Below are 18,347 nucleotides of genomic sequence, written 5' to 3'. Positions count from 1 at the left end.
CGGATTGTTTTCGGTACTGCTTCGAAAGTGACCCCATTTTATCATGATATACAAGACAGGAGGTACAACATTGACCACCTTTACTCATTATATAAACGGCAGCTGGGTGACACCGGTGCATAACGAAACGATTACCGTCGAAAACCCCGCAACGAAAGAGACGATTGCGACCACCCCGTCCGGTACGGCGGAGGAAACCAGGCAGGCGGTCCAGGCTGCGCGCAGCGCCTTTGGCAGCTGGAGTCAGACACCGGCGTCCGAACGCGCCGGGTATTTAAGCCGCATCGCCGACCTGTTTGAGCAGAACAAAGATCACCTCGCCCGGACCCTGACCGAAGAAAACGGAAAAGTCCTCGCCCTGTCCGAAGCCGAAGTGGACACCGCCGTCGACTACTTCCGGTACATGGCCGGCTGGGCCAGAAAATACGAAGGTGAAATTCTGAACAGTGACCGTTCGAATGAAAATATATTCGTTATGAAAAAACCGATCGGCGTCATCGGCGGTATCATTCCTTGGAACTTCCCGATCTTCATTTTTGCCCGTAAAGTCGCACCGGCGCTCTTGACCGGATGCACCGCCGTCATTAAACCCGCGCAGGTCACACCAGTCACAGCCGGGGAAATGATGAAACTGATTCACTCTATCGGTCTCCCGGACGGTGTGCTGAACATTGTCTACGGCAAAGGCTCCTCGGTCGGCAGCACCCTGGCCAGCCACGAAAACATCGGCATGGTCTCCATGACCGGAAGCAAACCGGCCGGCACCGCTGTGATGGAAGCCGCTGCGCAGACGATGACCAAAGTGAACCTCGAACTCGGCGGCAAGGCGCCGGCGATTGTGACCAAGCACGCCGACCTTGACACCGCAGTGGAAAACATCTACCAGTCCCGCATGATCAATAACGGACAAGCCTGCACCAACGCAGAACGCGTTTACGTGCATGAAGACGTCGCCGAAGCATTCACGAAACGCATCACAGAGAAAATGAAACAGGCCACGTACGGCGATCCGCTGCAGGACAGCGATGCCGATATCGGTCCGCTCGTCGGGCAGGAACAGCTCGACAGCGTCACCGACATGGTGAACGAAGCGGTGAAAGCCGGCGCCTTCGTCGAAACCGGCAGAACACCAGCTGAAAACACAGACGGCTATTACTTCGAACCGACCGTGCTTAGTAATGTGACGCAGGACATGAACGTCATCCAGCAGGAAATCTTCGGACCGGTTCTTCCGATTGTGACGTTCCAGACGATGGACGAAGTCATCGAAAAATCCAACGACACCGAATACGGACTGTCGTCTTCGATATTCAGCGAAAACATGCACGAAATCATGAAAGCCGTCAACGGCCTTGAATTCGGCGAAACCTTCGTGAACCGCGAAAACTTCGAAGCCATCCAAGGCTTCCACGCCGGCCGTAAACAATCCGGCATCGGCGGCGCCGACGGCCGTCACGGACTAGAAGAACACCTCGAAACCCACGTCGTGTACATGCAGTATAAAGACGATATCCAGTAATAACGGCTTCGTTCCTACGTGCGGAAAAGAAACGGAAAGGAATAAAAACGTAAGTATGGCTGTTCCATACTTACGTTTTTTTAGTGGTCGAAGGAGAAAAGGCAATGTTGGAAGATCTCATGTTACATTTTTATCATGGATGCAGGCAACAAATAGAAGCATTTTCGTGGTATCATAGATAATAGATGCAACGGGATTTCCCTCTAAGGATGAGCAGCCACTCCCCATAGAAAGGGGGTGGTGCTATGTCTGATTATCAACTTATCATGATAATGCTGACAATATTGCTTATCGTGGTGTCAGGCAGAAAGTAAAACCCCATCCTTAAAATAGAGCGGCAACTCTAATAAGGATGGGGTTTTGAATTCCCCGTTAAAATTGTTGCCCTCTTTGAAGGGCCGTTCGCATCGCTCAATAGACAGGGGCAGTTAGCAGCTGCCTCTGTCTTTTATTGTATCCTCAATATACCATACTATTCTCATAACATCAAAATAATAACTACGAATGATTATCTCCTTGTTTGCATATAAAAAAGCCCTGCGAAACAGCTGCTGTAATCCACGCCTATTGAATATTTATCATTTAACATATTTGTCCCGTGAGACTGCCTCCACCTTTTTAAGGAAGCAGCCATTTCACTCAGCCAGTCGATCGGTAGATTTTGAGCTAGAAAATGGCGTGTGAAGGAGATGAAAGACAGCGTTTCTATCACTTCTCCTTTGGAGGTACGCTGATATAACCAACGCAGCAGGAGATGCGTAATCAAGGCTGCATAAAGCTGGTTAAATACGGTGTTCGGCGTCGTTCCAAACAACGTTGGTATGTTCAAATACTGCTTGATCCACCGGAAAAAGGATTCAATCTGCCAGTGTTCCCGGTAGATGGCGGCCATCGTATCGGCATCTACCGTTCTAAGATCGGTCACAACCCGGATTTCATTTCCGTAATCATCCCGGAAGAACACCACGCGATGCCGCTGCTTCGAACGGACCTGGGCGGAACCCAGATGGCAGGTGATATCCCGGGTGACACGCGAGTCCTCCCTGTGCAGGTTTTTTAACGATGTCGGCCGGACAATCTTGACATTTTCTTTCATCCGGATGACAAAGGACTGCTCTTCTGCCAAAAACGAATCGATGCGCTGGATCTTAAAATAAGCGCGGTCTTCGACAAGGATGGAATCCCTATGATTCAACGATGGACCGATGGGACCGTCATGTTTTCGAGCCCTGGTCTCCTCCACCTGCAGCGGCATTCCCGTAGAAGGTGTATAGGCCACATGAAGCTTCACACCGGAACGCTTGCCATGATAAAGCGCCCAGGGGAGCCGGTTTTCCCCAACGGTGATCATGGTGGCATCGATAACGAGAAGGTCCTTGTCAAGGTTCAAAGCCAGGCGTGTGGGCCGATTGCACATAGCTATCAGCGTATGGAACAGCTTTTTAAAAATCGTATAAGGAACATTCCCCGCTTTTTTAGAAAGCGGGGAATGTTCCACCTCCGGCCGTTCATGCCGGGGTCTTCCAAAGCACTTTGGCGGTATCCTGTCCAAGCATGGGCCGACGCGTTCGTTAAATAGTGAAGCAGGGTGAACCCATCCAATTTGCGGCCGGTATCGATATAACCGACGGTTTCTAAGAGCTCCTGCAGCCTATCATAGCGCATCGAGATGTCGTTTTTGGAGTAAGTTCGGGAATGTGATACGATGGTTCAAGAGAGACATCCTTTCTGATGTGTTGTGTCGCAACTCCAGTCTAGCTAAGGATGTCTCTTTTTGTATACATTTTTAATGGATATTCATGTCAAATCAACAGACGTGGTTGTTTAGTTTTCTACACAATTACTAAATAATAACCCCTGAATGTAACAATAAAGTCGTTTAAAATCCAGTCTTTATGCCACAAACGCTCCCTATAATTGAAGATCGCTTTTTTAATTTTTTCCCTCCACCTTTGGAATTTGTCTGAATGCAAATTCAACCCGATGAATGTTCTTGTTCTCGTCTCTCACAAAACGAATAGTAGTATCCAGTTCCCTCATGGTAAATAAAAATTGGTCATCCCCAATTGGCTTAAGCACGACATCAAGCAATCCAGCGGTTGCTAAATGCAGTTTTCCATCTTCTACATAAAATACATTTTTCATACCATCACCTGATATGAACGTTCCCTCATATTCCTTTAAACTTTCAATTGCCAAGTCAACAACCTCAACGTTTAAATGCGATTCATCGATGGGCTTGCCCAAGTAACCGGCACATGCACCAAAGAGAAGTTTTGAAGACGGGGCTCCAGCTAAGTTTGCAAGCGATATTCCCGTTAGCCCGAGTTCGGGAAGAATATTCATCTGAGCCGTTACCCCTTTAATATCCCCACCATGCTGAATGAGCTTATATCCAAAGAAATCTGGAGTGATCATTAATCCGTAACCGTAGTAAGTCCCGTGGGCACATTGGATATATGGTGTTGTCATGGACGCCACACTTTCAGGCGAGAGGACTCGTATGTGACCTACCTCCCCGTCATTTCGAATCATATTTGCAAATTTGAGCATGTCATTCACTGTCGACTTTAAAAATCCTGCCGCACGCATTGCTGGAGCGTCACAAGGATTATTGGATCTAAATATAATATCTCCATTATCTTTATTTCGCATGTCGTATAAGACAGCTATATCTTCATATTCCTGCAATTCTTTATATTGAAAAACACTATGTTGCATACCGGCAGGCTCTAAAATGTTTTCTTGCACATATTGTTCATACGGTATACCGCTGATGCGTTCGATTATGGCACCTAAAAGGGCATAGGCGTCATTTGAATAACTGAATTCGGTTCCCGGTGCCCCAAGTAGTGTGAATTCTGCATTTGCAATGGCATCCATTAACTCCGAATGTGTATCAATCTCCTGGATCGCATCCAATGGATTCTCTTGCTGTTGATCTTCTTCGAATTTTGGATCCTTTTCCATACTTTTCTTTACTGCACCCATTAACGTGGCTAATGGTGGCAGGCCTGATGAGTGTGTCAAAAAATGATGAATCGTCATTTGTTTGGTTTGCTCTTCACTCGGCGTCTTAAATTCCGGTAAATATTTGATGACAAGGTCATCTACATTCAGCCTCCCCTTTTCTTGTAACTGAAGAATAGCAACAGCTGTTAGTGCCTTCGTTATTGAGCCGACTCCAAAAACGGTATCTGGTGATAAGGGAAGCTTTGCTTCAATGTCACGAAAACCAAACTCTTTCTCATAACACAACTCACCATCTTTGGATAACCCAATTGCAAAACCAGGTATTTTGTACTTTTTCAAAATCTCATCACAATATCGTTCGAAATCACGAATCCCTGTTCCTTGTTTCATAAAGTAAACCCTTCTCTCTTTTTATTTCCTTTAGGTGCATTTTAACCATTTAAAGTTGCTTCTGCATCGTTTTTAAGAATGGGGCTTTCTACTACCTCAGACCGATATTTTGGTGAAGATTGTCGTCACTATTTATTTCGTCAAATGACCCGGTAAACACTAGTCTTGCAAATAACTTCCTACAAGTGTCATTTGTGGGTTATTTTGCATGTACAAACATAAAAAATCTCCTATTGTAGAGGCCCAAAAACTCTACAAAGGAGACTAAACCATGGGTAACAGTATACCAGAAAAAACGGTTTGTGAACATATTCTTTCCTCCATTCACAGCATTGGTTTTCGGAATCCCTTTCACGATCATGGGGCGAAGAAGCTGTTGATCGGTCAGGCTCTCGACCTTCTTATCAAGGCTCAGCTGCGCCAGCACGAATCGCTCTCGGATATTGAAGAAAATCTCCGGATGAGGCCCGAACTCCGACGGGCGCTGAACCTTGAAACGGTGCACGGGTCCACCATCTATCGAAAGATGGAAGCCTTATCGGTTTCGACGCTGCAGGAACTGGCTATGCAGTGTTTACAAAAGCTTGATCATCAGTACAGCGGTACGCCTTCTTTTCCGAACCTTGGAAAGCTCCATGTCGTAGATGGAAGGGAAATCAGCCTTCCTGACAAAGCGGGGGAATGGGCGTACTGCAACAAAGATAAGAACGCGGTGAAAATCCATCTCCGCTATGTTGTCCTCAACGAGGAAACAGGCTATCCGGATGATCTGGTGTTATCCACAGCCGTGGTGTCCGATAAGGAAGGAGCCGCCGGTTTGATTGTGGATCAGGACACAACGTATGTGCTGGACCGGGGCTACATCCACTACCACCGCTATCATCAATGGGAACAACAGAACATTGCTTTTGTGGCGCGGATCAAAAAAAACATGAAATGCCCGGTCGTCCGGTATAACCAACCTTCCGATAATCCCAACGCGCCGTTGGATGCCGAGGTGGAAATAACGGATCCCGAAACGGGAGAACCCTTCCGGCTGCGCCTTGTGGCATTTCAGGACGAGCAGCACCGGGAGTATCGCGTTCTTACGAACCGATGGGATCTCACGGCCTGGGAAGTAACGGAAGTCTACCGGCACCGGTGGAAGATTGAATTATTTTTCAAGTGGCTGAAACAACATCTCCATCTCGTTCGGTCCTACAACCATAAGCAAGAAGCCGTGTGCCTTCAAATTTATACGACCATCATAGCTTACAGTCTTATCGAATGGATGAAGACACAGGTCGAAAAAAAAGTTACCACGTGGGATATTCTGAAGAAAATCCGCCACTACTGGTTTCTGACCTGGCACCAATGGATGGAGGAATTCCAACGGAAACCAATACGTTCATCCAAAGGACGGCGGAAAAAAGGCAAACCAGGACGACCCCGGAAACACCCAAAGAAGCAGCATCCTCAAAAAAAGATCCTAACATAACAGCATGTTATTAGAAAAAATGGTAGAAGGTCTAGGCGTTTTTGGACGCTGCTGCCTTTTTTCATTTTCCGCCCGAAACCTTATGTCAAAAAACAATATTAATGGACTTTCACCCCATCTATATTGGAATATCATTATCCTCTTCCTGTCTATTCGAGAAGAACCGAAAACGAAAAAAGGTTTTATTTCTCAATAAGAGTATTTTATGTTAGCTATTTGCAAGACTAGTGCACTTATCGGGAATAAGATTGTTAATGTGCAAGGCCACACTATTACAAAAGCAATCTAGATTCCCAATCCTTTTCTATCTTAACTCTCCAGCCTGGTGCAGCACTTTATAGTACAGAGACTTGGATACATGAAAGTTGTATTCCTTCAACTCATCTAATATTGGCTTGATGGCTTCAATTTTTCCTTTTTTCTTAGCGAGTATTAAAATACCGAGGGTTCCAATTGGCGTAAGCATAAAAGTTTTCGATAAAGTACGGGCAGCCTTTTCGTCTATAATCACATATGACACATTTAACTCCTTCGCTCCAACGATAACTTCCAGTTCACCCTCATGAAGTTTTCCGTACAACTTTTGGACCATTGGACTGTTTTCGACGCGGTACAATTGAAACGTTCCTTTATCTATAAACTCTAAAAGTTCCTGTTTTCCATGAGACTTTGAGGTGTGGTCATGAATGATTTCATAAAAAACCGCTTCGGGGACCAGCACATCATCAAATAAATCTGTTAAAAGAGAAAGCTTTCCGATCATGGAAAGGCCAATAATAGGCGTAGAGTTAACAAGAACTTTTGTCATTTCTCTTCCTCTTTAAGAATGTCATGTATTGCTTTCTGGTCCTCTTTTAAATGATCTTCCGTATATTCCAACCATGGAAGATTTTTTGAGCGTAATACATCAATGAATTCAGCCAAAGGCATTTCCGCTAACGTTGCCGCACGGGCCAGAGTTACCTGTTTTTCGGCAAAAAGTCCGATTGCAAGAGATACTCTTACTTTAGCATCCACATCTGATCCTTCCATCGTTTGAATCACTGGGAGAAATTCTTTGGGCAGGTTTACCTTAAAGGATTCCATCGTCACATTCATCACGCTCCTTTTGTTTATCTTACCATGATCTACAAAGCAGTTGACATTCTGTCCTATTCTTTCACATATCGGTGGCTTTATCATTCAGCAGTCCCTCACTAGTCAAAATCGTTAATGGACTGTTATACCATCCAAAGCGTATTCACTGCGAAACGATCACTTCAGGGTCAAACAGCTCGACCAGCACGAGCGAGACGGCGCCGAGTGCTGTGACCTGGTCGCCGAGTCCGGAAACGACGACGTCGGTGTGCTTGGCTTTTGTCGTCAGGGCCCGCTTCTCAATTTCTCCTTTTATCGGAGGAAGGATATAAGATGCTGCTTTGGACACACCTCCTCCGATCACGATTTTGCCGGGGTTCATGACGTGAATCAGGTTCGTGAAGCCGATGCCGATGTAACGGCCGGTGTCTTCGAGCAGCTTCCGGCACACCTCATCTCCTGCCAGCGCCGTTTCATACACCAGTTCCCCGGTGATGACGCCGCCGCTGCGGGAAGCTCTTTCAGACAGTGCCGCGGCTTCCCCGGATGCTGCCACTTTCTCTGCTTTAGCGGCAAGCGCCGGTCCGGAGGCCATCGTCTGAAGGCACCCGGTATTGCCGCACTGACACGTTTCTCCGTGAATATCAATCGTCATGTGCCCGACTTCTCCAGCTGTATCAAATTCCCCGTGATACAGCTTTCCGTCTATGACCATACCGGCTCCGATACCGCGGCCGATGTTGACGGCCATCATGCTGTGGGCCTCCCCGCTTTCGCCGAACCAGGCTTCTCCTAGCGCCATCGCTCTTGCGTCATTTTCGACCTTCACCGAATAGGGAAAAGCAGCTTCCAGTTCCTCTTTTATCGGCATGTCACGCAGATTCAGATTCGGCGCATAAAGCGATATCCCCGACGCCGCATCCACCACACCGTGCATGGCGACACCTATGCCGATGATATTTTCACGGAGATGATTATATGTGTGTAAGAACCGGTCTATTCCGTCCTGCAGCATGTCCATAAAATCCTGCTCCCCGATGGACGGTGGGATCGGCATCCGGGCGTGGTCCACGATGTCACCGGACAAATCCGAGATGATCATTTCCATTTCTTCCGGGCCGGCGTCGATACCTATCACAAAAAACGCGCTGTTGTTCATCTCGAGCATCGTCGGTTTCCGTCCGCCCTGCGACGTTCCAAGACTGCTTTCTTTCACAAAGCCCTGATCCAGCCACTCTTTCACGATACTGCTCACGGTCGGGGGTGTCAGCTTGGTATCTTTGGCGATCTGAGCGCGTGAAATCGGCCCGTTCGTGCGTATTTTATTTAATATAATAGATTTATTTAATGATTTCATCCATTGAAAACTTCCGGTTTGTACCATTTTGTGCCCTCCATCCTGTCGTTCCTTTCATTATATCATATAAATTAACTTAATTAATGTTATATTGTATGCGTTTACATAAAGCTTTTTTATATGTTTTCCCTTCGTGAAAAACGGTATGCTTTTGAACAAATCAGGGTGTGGACACTAAATCACCCGGAGGCCTACATAGCGTCTACGGAAGTCATGTTCGTGAACACTAACCTGCCGTCGCGACTAAATAGTGTCTCTACCTATACGTCCATGGTACACTAGCTTCCTATTCCGGAAAGATAGTGTCCACCAACCATCGATGAGCGTACACTAACCTCTCGTTTTCAACACGTAGTGTCCACTACAAGCATAGCAGGCATCACCTCCTGCTTTTTCCATCTACAAACAAAACGCTCCCGGCTATCGCTCAGGATAACCGGAAGCCGCTTTTACATGCCCTTCCTTGTTCTACAACGTTTCATCAAAAAACACCAGGTTGTACGTTTCGGAGTCCGGCACAACCGGGGCGGACAGCTGCAGGACAGCGGTGTCGCCCTGCGGCCGGGCTTCGTTCAGATTCAGGGTAACGGTATCCCCTTCCGCCTGAATGCTCTCGACCGATATCGTACTGCCTCCTGTAGTAGCCAGTCTGTACGCTTCAGAGTCCGTTACATTCATTCCGTTGATGTCTCTGTTGAACTGGACCGTGACCTGCTTCAGGCCGGAAGCCATCACGTCTTCCACGACCGGTTCCGGTGCTGTTTGGACGGTTTCTCCTGTCCACGTCCCTTTGTAAGACAGGGAATAAGACTGATCAGGCTGCATCCCCTCTACCGTTAAACGAACCGTGCTGCCTCCTGCCATCTCCGCACGTGTCACATTCACGGCCGGATCAAGTGAAAACTGTCCGGCAGCCGGGGTGTCCGGGGCCTGCGTGAATTCCACGTCTATCGTGTTGTCATCGACGACGCTCACACCGGTCAGTCCCTGCTCCTTCGTATACTCATCAGCCATCGCTCTTTCCAGAAACACAGCAAACTGAGCTCTTGTGACAGAGTCCCGCGGGTGAAAACGCTGATCAGGTGTCGAGGTAATACCGTGGCCGGCGAGTATTTCAATGTTCGCCCGGTGGGTTGGGGAGGCATCCTCGATATCGGCAATAACCGTCTGCTTATCTTCCTGCGGCTGCAGTCCGAAAGCCCGCACCAGAATCGAGGCCATCTGCTCGCGGCTGAGATTTCTGTCAGCGGAGAACAGCGTATTGTTTTCCCGGCCGCCCATCAGTCCTGCTTTCTTTACAGCTTCGGCTGCCGGGGTGAAATAGCTGTCCCCGTTTAAATCTTCAAATGTGGATGCCGGCTGTTCTTCCATATTCAAGTCAAAAGCCCGTACGAGCATAGACGCCGCCTGGCCCCGGTTTATCTGCTCCCCGGGGGCAAAGGTGCCGTCGGAGTAACCTCCTAGTATGTCCTGCTCCGAAAGGCGCTGAATGGATCCGGACGCCCAGTAGTCCTCTCCGACATCCGAAAAGGCTGTCGCTGCTTCTGCCCTGGGTGCCTGCGGACTGATTACCGCGGACACACAGACAGCAGCAGCCATTGCTGCGCCCATTATCCACTTGCTTGTATAAGACATCATCGTTTTGTCTCCCCTCTTATTGTGACGACATCGTTAAAATCCGTTGGCCATACGTTCATCTTTGTAGTAAAGGGTGTGTCCTCCTGTTTCATGCGTTCCTGTCGTCAAACGGACGACGGTTTCGGTCTCACTGCTGTCGACCGAAGATTGTTCCTCGTCCACAAAATTCACACTCAGCACACCGACAGATGGTTCAAAGGAAAAATCCTCCACGCTGATCGAGGACAACGACCGGTTGAAGCCGACATCCACCGTGTTTTGACTGGAAGCAGCCACCTCTGTAATGCCGGCATCTTTTGTATGTGCCTGGGCCCTTGCACGGTCCAAAAATACCGCAAACTGGGCTCTCGTTACCGTTTCATCAGGACGAAACATACCGCTGCTTGTCTGCGTAATACCGGTTTGGGCGAGAATGTTTATATTAGGACGGTGGGTCGGAGACGCTTCATTCAAATCACGAACGTCTCCCCCTCCCCCACCGGCTTCCAGGGAAAACGCCCGGACGAGAACCGTCGCCATCTGCTGTCTCGTCAAGTCCTGCCCTGCTTCAAACTGACTGCCGTTTCCCGTCATAAATCCTGCCTCATTTACCGCCTGGGCAAAGGGGGCGTAATAACTTCCACTGTCGAGGTCGCTGAATGACGGGGCTGATCCGCCTGCATCAAGGCTGAATGCTGTCGTCAGCAGTTCAGCCACTTGACCGCGGTTGATTTCTTCGCCGGGATGGTAGGTTCCGTCAGAATATCCATTCACGATGTTTTCTTCCGCCAGATGTTGTATAGATTCCGAAGCCCAGTAACTATTTCTGACATCGGAGAACGCTTCTGCCGCGGCTGCATCACCCGCGGAATACAAAGAACTTCCAATCACTGCTGCCGTCGCTGTCGAGAGAAGCAGGCCGGCACGATTTACAGGCTTCATCTGCTGGACCTCCTTTTTTATCCAAAATACCTTTTACAAAACTAAAATTCCCGCTGTCTTCCTTCCCATAAACGTTTTCATCCGGAAAGTCCGCCGGTGCCCATTTTCCGCGCGGCAAGGCTTGCTGTCACATAGCCGGCACACGATAACAATACCGGCAGAGTTACCGTATGCATCCCGAACGGTTCCGGCCACAGATTATGGATTAGACTGTACGCGGCGACTCCGATGATGATGGAGGCAAGCGCTCCGTACTTGTTCCCTTTCGACCAGTACAGACCGAGAACGACCGGCCAGATAAAGGCAGACTCAAGACCCCCGAAAGCGAACAGGTTCAGCCAGATTAACAGATCAGGCGGGCTGAGCGACATCGCAAATACGCTGATACCAAGAACCGCCGTCACCCCGAAGCTGACCCGTTTCACCTGCTGCCGGGAAGCATCGGGTTTCATGTAGTTCACATACACATCTTTCACCACCGTCGAGCTCACAAGAAGCAGCAGCGAATCCACGGTGGACATGATGGCTGCCATCGGCGCAGCCAGCACGATACCGGCAAGCCAGGCTGGCAGCACTTCCATCGCTATCCGCGGCATCACCGAATCCGGTGTTTCAATGCCGGGCAGAATTGGACGGGCCATCACGCCGACAAGGTGCATCCCAAACATCATAAACGCTGTTACCACTGTACCGATGATGAGCGCCCGATGCATCCCTTTGGAACTCTTATAGGACATGGCCCGCACCGCTACCTGTGGCAGGCCGATGACACCCACACCTACAAGAATCCAGAACGAAGAAACATACCTCGGGGTCAGGCTGCCGTCGTGACCAAACGGCGTCACAAGATTTGGATTCTCCGCGGCAAGATCGGCCATGATGTTACCCATGCCGCCGCCTGCTATAATGGTTCCAATAAGTATAATAAGTGTACCGAAAAACATGACGATACCCTGCAGTGTGTCCGTTACGACGACGGCACGGAATCCACCGATGATAACGTATACAATCACCGCGGCGGCAAAAATGAACAAAGCGGACGTGTAGGAAAGCCCCGTCAGCGACTCAATCAGACGGGCGCCTCCCACCCACTGCGCGGCCATCGCCGAAAACAGGAAAATAATAATGCTTGCCGCACTGAGCAGCACGACAGCCTTGCTCTCATAACGTCCTTTCAGGTAATCGACGAGTGTCACAGCCTTATACTGCCGTGCCTTTACCGCAAATTTTTTCCCAAGAATCATGAGCACGAAGTAACCGGTTGCCGTCTGGGACATCGCAAGCAGCACCCAGCCGAGACCTTGGGTGTAGGCGACTCCCGGACCGCCGACAAAACTGCTCGCGCTTCCATACGTTGCAATCATCGTCATCGCAAGGATCAGCCCGCCAAGCTCCCGGCTTCCGAGAAAATACTCCTGCAGGAAGTCACGCTTGGACGCCATCTGCCTCGATGCCCAGAAACCGATACCGAAAATCGCCGTGACAAATATAATCAGAGGGATCACAACTCCCCAGTTCATGAGGATCCCTCCTCATCGTCAAGCGGTACTTCTTTGAAAAAAAGCTTTACTACGGCGCTGACCAGCACCATCATCACAACCGATCCCAGCGCGCAGCTGTAGAAAAACCAGGCCGGCATCCCCAGGATATAGTGGTACTCCTCCGGCTCAACCGACCCCAGGCCGTAAGCAAAACCAAACCACCAAAGAAAATTGAATACCACCAGGCCGACCCCAATCCAGGCTTCCCGGTGTGCAATACGAAATCGCTGATCCACGTTCTTCATCTCCCTCTCCCCTCAAGCAATCATCTACGACAGATTTTACTATGTATCGTTCCTTTTTCACATACAATTCGCAAAATAATTCGGTGTTTCTTCTGTTTTGGGAAGGGTATAGTAAGAAGTGTGGAACACGTTCAAACCTTGGAGGATGGTTATATGATAGCTGCTATTATCGTTTTACTCTGTGTATCCCTGTTTTTATCAGGCAGCGAAACGGCTCTTACCGCCGTCAATCAGATGAAAGTAAAATCACGCGCGGACAACGGAGATAAAGCATCCCAAAAATTATTACATATGATTTCACGTCCCGATGAAATGATCACCGCGATCTTGATCGGCAATAATATTTCCAATATTACCCTGCCCACGCTGGTCACTATCGTAGCTCTCGATTACGGCATCAACGTCGGCATCGCATCAGCAGCCCTTACGGTAACGATTATTATCTTTTCTGAAGTGCTGCCAAAATCAACGGCAGCTACCTTTGCCGACCGGATTGCCTATTTGGTCGCCCCGGTTATTCGAGCTGTGATGACCGTTTTCAAACCACTGACCTTTCTGTTGTCGCATTTCACAGGAGCGGTCATACGGATTATCTCCAAAGGGGAAAAAGAACAGTCCTCTTTCTCCAAAGAGGAACTGAAAACGATGGTCGACATCGGTTCGTCGGAAGGAACGTTTGAAAGCGATGAAACCCAGCGGATCAAAGGGGTCATCGACTTTTACAACAAAGATGTGAAAGATGCCCTGAAAACGCCGCGCATCGACATTACCGGCATTCCGGCCGGAAGCTCATACGACGAAGCTGAAGCCATCGTGCTCGAGAATAACCATACCCGCTATCCCGTGTATGACGGGGATATGGACCATATCATCGGTATTTTTCATTCCAAACTTCTTCTTCGCTGGGCTCAGGAGCCGCACCGGAGCCTGGCGGATTTCACCGATAATTATCCGCTCTACATTGTCGAAACGACTAACATCGAGAGAGTCTTTAAAATGATGCTCAAAGAGAAAAAGCATCTGGCCATCGTGCTCGATGAATACGGCGGCACCAGTGGTATTATCAGCCACGAAGACATTATTGAAGCGATGATCGGCCAGGAAATCGCCGATGAAACCGACGACGGGGAAGAGAAGCTGATTGAGGAACTGTCGGAGAAACATATCGTCTGCCACGGCAAGCTCGGTCTCCGCCGTCTCAATGATCTGTTCCGGGAAAGTATCCCCGAAGAGGAAGATATCATTGCCGGTTTTCTGTACAAAGAGATGGGGCATATTCCCCGGGAAGAAGACAAGCTGGAATATGATTCACTGTACTTTGAAATCCTGAAGATGAATCAAAACCGGATTGAAAAAGTGAGAATCACAAAAATGACGGAAGAATAACAAAGCTTCCGCCTGTCGATACAGATGGGCGGAAGCTTTTTTGGTATGCTTTATTTTCTTACCGGAAGTCTTTTAAAATCATCACCCCTTTTGGCTCGATAGTGTGCGCTCCTGTCACCTTTTGTCCTGTAAGCAGATCCTCAGTCTGCCTCTCTCCGATATCAAACGATGACGTGCGGTCGTTGTGATTCATGAGAAACAGATAGGAACGGCTGTCCCTGTGTCGTTCCGAAGCTTCCACCCCGTCGTCGGCGTGTGTCACAAGCGGGTCTATTCCCTGCTTTTCACAAAGGTCGCGGAGAAAATCTTTCAGAAAATCCCCTTCCGGACTCGACGCCACATAATAGGCATTTCCGCTGCCGTAGGAGTTCTTCGTTACAACCGGCATGCCCGCGTAAAAGTCGGAACCATACTCCGCCAGCACCTCAGCGCTTTCTGCGTGGATAAGATCAAACAGCATCCGGCAATCATATTCTTTCTGCCCGTGCTCCCATGGTTCTTTCATAATGATCTGATTCTTTTTCTCCGGCGGCAGCGCATCGATTTCTTCAGCCCAGATACCGAGCAGACGTCGCAGCTCTCCAGGATAGCCTCCGAGGGTGACGAGATCATGTTCATCCACGATACCGCTGAAGAACGTCGTAACAAAGGTACCGCCATTGTTCACAAACGCCTTCAGCTTATCGGCGTAACCGCGTTTCACCATGTATAACACAGGAGCAATAACGAGGTCATAGCCGCTCAGGTCTTCTTCCACCCCGATCATGTCCACCTGGATATTCTGCTGGTACAAGGCGTCGTAATATTTGTGCACTTCCGTCACGTAATCAAGCGCCACGGACGGCCCGCTCGACAATTCAACCGCCCACCGGTTTTCCCAGTCAAAAACGATGGCGGCTCTGGCCTGCACCCGGCTGTCCAGCACTTCATCCGACAACATGTCCAGCTCCCGGCCGAGCTCCGCGGTCTCTCTGAACACCCTCGAATGCTCATGACCCGCGTGTTCAATAACAGCACCGTGAAATTTTTCCGTAGCGCCGGCGGAACGGCGCAGCTGAAAATACAGAACCGTATCGGCTCCCCGCGCCACCGCCTGGTAACTCCACAACCTCATGACACCGGGCCGTTTCAAAGAGTTGTAAGGCTGCCAGTTCTGCTGGCTCGGTGTCTGTTCCATCAGCATGAACGGCTGCCCGCCTTTCAGCCCGCGCATTAGATCATGCGTCATCGCGGTGTAGCTGAGCGGGGTATCCATGGCCGGGTAATTGTCCCACGAGACAACATCCATCTCTTTTCCCCATTTGAAATAATCAAGCATTGGAAACGTGCCCATGAGATTCGTCGTCACCGGTGTATCGGGGGTATGTTTTTTCAGCGCGTTGTACTCCAGCTGAAAACACTCCAGCAGACTGTCCGACATAAACCGGCGGTAATCGATGGAGATACCCTGAAAATCTGTTTCACTCCCTTTCCGTTCCTCACTCAATGCATTGGGGGCGACGATTTCATCCCAGTCGTAAAACGTGTGACCCCAGAAACGGGTATTCCATACTCTGTTCACTTCATCGAGTGTCTTGTACTTTTCTTTCAGCCACTCCCGGAACGCCGCTTCGCAGTACCCGCAGTAACAGTAGCCCCCGTATTCATTGGATACGTGCCAAATCAGCACTCCGGGATGCTCTTTGTATCGCGCTGCCAGCTTATCCGCAATTCTTTCGGAGTACTTCCGGTAGGTCGGACTGTTCGGGCAGGAATTGTGCCTGCCTCCGAACTTCCGCTGCTGCCCATGGAAATCCACCCGTAAAATATCGGGATACTTCTTTGCCATCCACGCCGGGTGAGCGGCCGTGCTCGTGGCCAGGCACGTATAAATACCCTGTTCATACAGGCGGTCAATCTGTTCATCGAGCCACGCAAAATCGTACGTATCCTCGTCCGGCTGATTCAGCGCCCAGGAAAACACATTTAATGTCGCCACATCAATGCCGGCCAGTTTAAACATGCGTATATCCTCATCCCACGTCTCCTTATCCCACTGCTCCGGATTGTAATCCCCGCCAAACCAAATCTTTGGAAGTTGTTTGTTTATCATAAAGAACCCTCACTTTTTTATAGTAAATGCAATGTCTGGAGTTATTCTTTCGTAGCTCCACCCAGTATTCCTGAAACAAAGTGCTTTTGCAGTACGAGAAATACGATTAATACCGGAATGATCGAAATGGCAGTTCCAAGCATAACCTGACCGTAATCGACGGATCCAAGACCGGCGATGGTAGATAAAGCCACCGGCAGGGTATACGTGCTTTCATTCGTTAACACAATCAAGGGCCACATAAAATTGTTCCATTGAAAAGTAAACAGAAATATACCAACTGCAGCCAAAGCAGGCCTCATGGTCGGGAGAGCTATCTTGAAGAAAATAAATAGTTCTCCGCCCCCATCTATCCTTGCTGCTTCAATTAAAGAATCCGGCAGTCCCTTCATGTTCTGTCTGATTAAAAAAATGGCGAAGGGATAACACATTTGAGGTAAAATGACAGCTCTGTACGTATTGATCCAATCCAGAGAGCTGAACAACTGAAACAAGGGAATGATGGTAGCTTGATACGGTATCATCATAGCCAGCAGTAACACCCCGAAAATGACTTCTCTTCCTTTAAATTGATATTTTGCAAAAGCATACCCCGCTGCTGAACAAACGAGTAAACTGAAAACGACAAAAATAACGGATATCGCCGAAGAATTAAAGAGAGACTTAAATATATTAATAGAATCACTCAAGTTCCTCAGATTCTCCATTAGATGGCCGCCTGGAAGAAACGGCGGCGGTGAACTCAATATCGCTCCTGAAGGATTAGTGGCACCAATTACAATCCAGTAAAACGGAGCCAATGAAAAAATGAGCCCCACGATAAGAACAATATACATCAACGTTTTTTTTACTATCTGTCCGTTATTCATCATTTAATCATCCCTCGCCATCTTGAATTGCAGCCAGGACAGTACAGCGATAATGACTACGATGACATAGGCAATCGCTGACGCATAACCAAAGTCAAAATATTGAAACCCTTGGTTGTACAAATAATACGTAATGGTCAGCGTAGCATTGTTGGGACCGCCGCCGGTTAAGTTATAAGGTTCATCAAAGAGTTGGAACGTACCGATCGTTGATAAAACAACAGCAAATAATAGTACCGGCTTCAGCTGTGGAATAGTAATAGTGAAAAACTTTCTTACCGCTCCCGCCCCGTCAATGCTGGCTGCCTCGTATAAATCATTCGATATATTCTGGAGACCGGCAAGTATGATAACCATATTGTACCCGGCCCATCTCCAGGTCGTGACCATAATTAACGATACTTTCGCCCAAAAGCCATCGGATAACCAGTTAATCTGCGGCAGTCCGACCGACTGAAGAAGATAGTTGACCAACCCGTAGTTGCCGTTAAGAAGCACGACAAAGATCAAAGAAGCTGCCACCAGCGATGTAACAGCGGGGGTGAAAAAAGCCGCCCTGAAAAACCCTTTCATCCGGATCAATGCAGAATTCAGGATAACAGCAAGCAACGTACCGATGATGAGCATAAGAGGAACCTGAAAGATAAATACGATAAACGTATTGCCTAATGCTTTATAAAATAGTTCATCCTGAAATAGTCTTATAAAATTACTCAATCCTACAAACTCATAGTAACCGTCTACGTTTGTCTGAAAACTGAGCAGGAAGGAAGAAACTATGGGATAGGCAGTGAACAGTAAAAATAGTATTACAGCTGGTGCTATGAATAGATAAGGTGCTGTTTTAAGGGTTATCCACCCA

16 protein-coding genes are annotated in these 18,347 nt (G+C 48.5%); 3 read left to right on the top strand and 13 right to left on the bottom strand.

Annotation, left to right across the window (positions count from 1 at the left end):
- Window positions 1-70 precede the first annotated feature (70 nt).
- Window positions 71-1,519, top strand: a complete 1,449-nt coding sequence (gene aldA / locus BM124_RS00465; RefSeq protein ID WP_244504180.1) for an aldehyde dehydrogenase — start codon at window positions 71-73, stop codon at window positions 1,517-1,519.
- 508 nt (window positions 1,520-2,027) lie between these two features.
- Here the strand turns inward: aldA and BM124_RS00460 are convergent.
- From BM124_RS00460 to BM124_RS00455, 3 genes are all read right to left on the bottom strand, one after another.
- Window positions 2,028-3,017, bottom strand: coding sequence for an IS4 family transposase (locus BM124_RS00460; RefSeq protein ID WP_093334681.1), 990 nt, complete (start codon window positions 3,015-3,017; stop codon window positions 2,028-2,030).
- Window positions 2,942-3,184, bottom strand: a complete 243-nt coding sequence (locus BM124_RS19210; protein ID WP_244504191.1) for a hypothetical protein — start codon at window positions 3,182-3,184, stop codon at window positions 2,942-2,944. The genes BM124_RS00460 and BM124_RS19210 overlap by 76 nt, the downstream gene beginning before the upstream one ends.
- Before the next feature lie 267 nt (window positions 3,185-3,451).
- Window positions 3,452-4,882 (bottom strand): serine hydrolase domain-containing protein, encoded by a 1,431-nt coding sequence (locus BM124_RS00455; protein WP_093334680.1) that lies wholly within the window; start codon window positions 4,880-4,882, stop codon window positions 3,452-3,454.
- Window positions 4,883-5,153: 271 nt separating this feature from the next.
- On the opposite strand from BM124_RS00455, the gene BM124_RS00450 reads away from it, so the two are divergent.
- Entirely contained in the window at window positions 5,154-6,359 is a 1,206-nt protein-coding gene (locus BM124_RS00450) for an IS4 family transposase (protein ID WP_093334679.1), read from the top strand.
- 304 nt (window positions 6,360-6,663) lie between these two features.
- Here BM124_RS00450 and BM124_RS00445 read toward each other — a convergent pair whose 3' ends face one another.
- The 7 genes from BM124_RS00445 to BM124_RS00415 form a co-directional block, all read right to left on the bottom strand.
- Window positions 6,664-7,167, bottom strand: coding sequence for a PIN domain-containing protein (locus tag BM124_RS00445; RefSeq protein ID WP_093334678.1), 504 nt, complete (start codon window positions 7,165-7,167; stop codon window positions 6,664-6,666).
- Entirely contained in the window at window positions 7,164-7,445 is a 282-nt protein-coding gene (locus tag BM124_RS00440) for a UPF0175 family protein (RefSeq protein WP_093334856.1), read from the bottom strand. The genes BM124_RS00445 and BM124_RS00440 overlap by 4 nt, the downstream gene beginning before the upstream one ends.
- Window positions 7,446-7,599: 154 nt before the next feature.
- Window positions 7,600-8,820, bottom strand: a complete 1,221-nt coding sequence (locus tag BM124_RS00435) for an ROK family transcriptional regulator (protein WP_093334677.1) — start codon at window positions 8,818-8,820, stop codon at window positions 7,600-7,602.
- Window positions 8,821-9,261: 441 nt separating this feature from the next.
- Entirely contained in the window at window positions 9,262-10,431 is a 1,170-nt protein-coding gene (locus tag BM124_RS00430) for an S-layer homology domain-containing protein (protein WP_093334676.1), read from the bottom strand.
- A gap of 33 nt (window positions 10,432-10,464) precedes the next feature.
- On the bottom strand, window positions 10,465-11,352 hold the full coding sequence (locus tag BM124_RS00425; protein ID WP_093334675.1) for an S-layer homology domain-containing protein: 888 nt from the start codon (window positions 11,350-11,352) through the stop codon (window positions 10,465-10,467).
- A 77-nt stretch (window positions 11,353-11,429) separates the two neighbouring features.
- On the bottom strand, window positions 11,430-12,872 hold the full coding sequence (panF, locus tag BM124_RS00420; protein WP_093334674.1) for a sodium/pantothenate symporter: 1,443 nt from the start codon (window positions 12,870-12,872) through the stop codon (window positions 11,430-11,432).
- Complete coding sequence (locus BM124_RS00415; RefSeq protein ID WP_093334673.1) at window positions 12,869-13,138, bottom strand: YhdT family protein; 270 nt, start codon at window positions 13,136-13,138, stop codon at window positions 12,869-12,871. Before BM124_RS00415 ends, panF begins: the two co-directional genes overlap by 4 nt.
- A 153-nt stretch (window positions 13,139-13,291) precedes the next feature.
- Here BM124_RS00415 and BM124_RS00410 point away from each other — a divergent pair, with 153 nt between their 5' ends.
- Window positions 13,292-14,524: a hemolysin family protein gene (locus BM124_RS00410; RefSeq protein ID WP_093334672.1), complete on the top strand. Its 1,233-nt coding sequence runs from the start codon at window positions 13,292-13,294 to the stop codon at window positions 14,522-14,524.
- Between the two features lie 58 nt (window positions 14,525-14,582).
- On the opposite strand, the gene BM124_RS00405 is transcribed toward BM124_RS00410, so the two are convergent.
- The 3 genes from BM124_RS00405 to BM124_RS00395 are packed head-to-tail and all read right to left on the bottom strand — an operon-like array spanning window position 14,583 to window position 18,202.
- Window positions 14,583-16,616, bottom strand: coding sequence for a beta-galactosidase (locus BM124_RS00405; protein WP_093334671.1), 2,034 nt, complete (start codon window positions 16,614-16,616; stop codon window positions 14,583-14,585).
- Window positions 16,617-16,657: 41 nt separating this feature from the next.
- On the bottom strand, window positions 16,658-17,485 hold the full coding sequence (locus tag BM124_RS00400) for a carbohydrate ABC transporter permease (protein ID WP_342028572.1): 828 nt from the start codon (window positions 17,483-17,485) through the stop codon (window positions 16,658-16,660).
- A 3-nt stretch (window positions 17,486-17,488) separates the two neighbouring features.
- Window positions 17,489-18,202, bottom strand: coding sequence for a carbohydrate ABC transporter permease (locus BM124_RS00395; RefSeq protein ID WP_342028571.1), 714 nt, complete (start codon window positions 18,200-18,202; stop codon window positions 17,489-17,491).
- Window positions 18,203-18,347 lie beyond the last annotated feature (145 nt).

The organism is Salibacterium halotolerans (genome assembly GCF_900115625.1).
Classification (GTDB): Bacteria; Bacillota; Bacilli; order Bacillales; family Marinococcaceae; genus Salibacterium; species Salibacterium halotolerans.
This window is presented reverse-complemented; position numbering and strand designations above follow the sequence as displayed.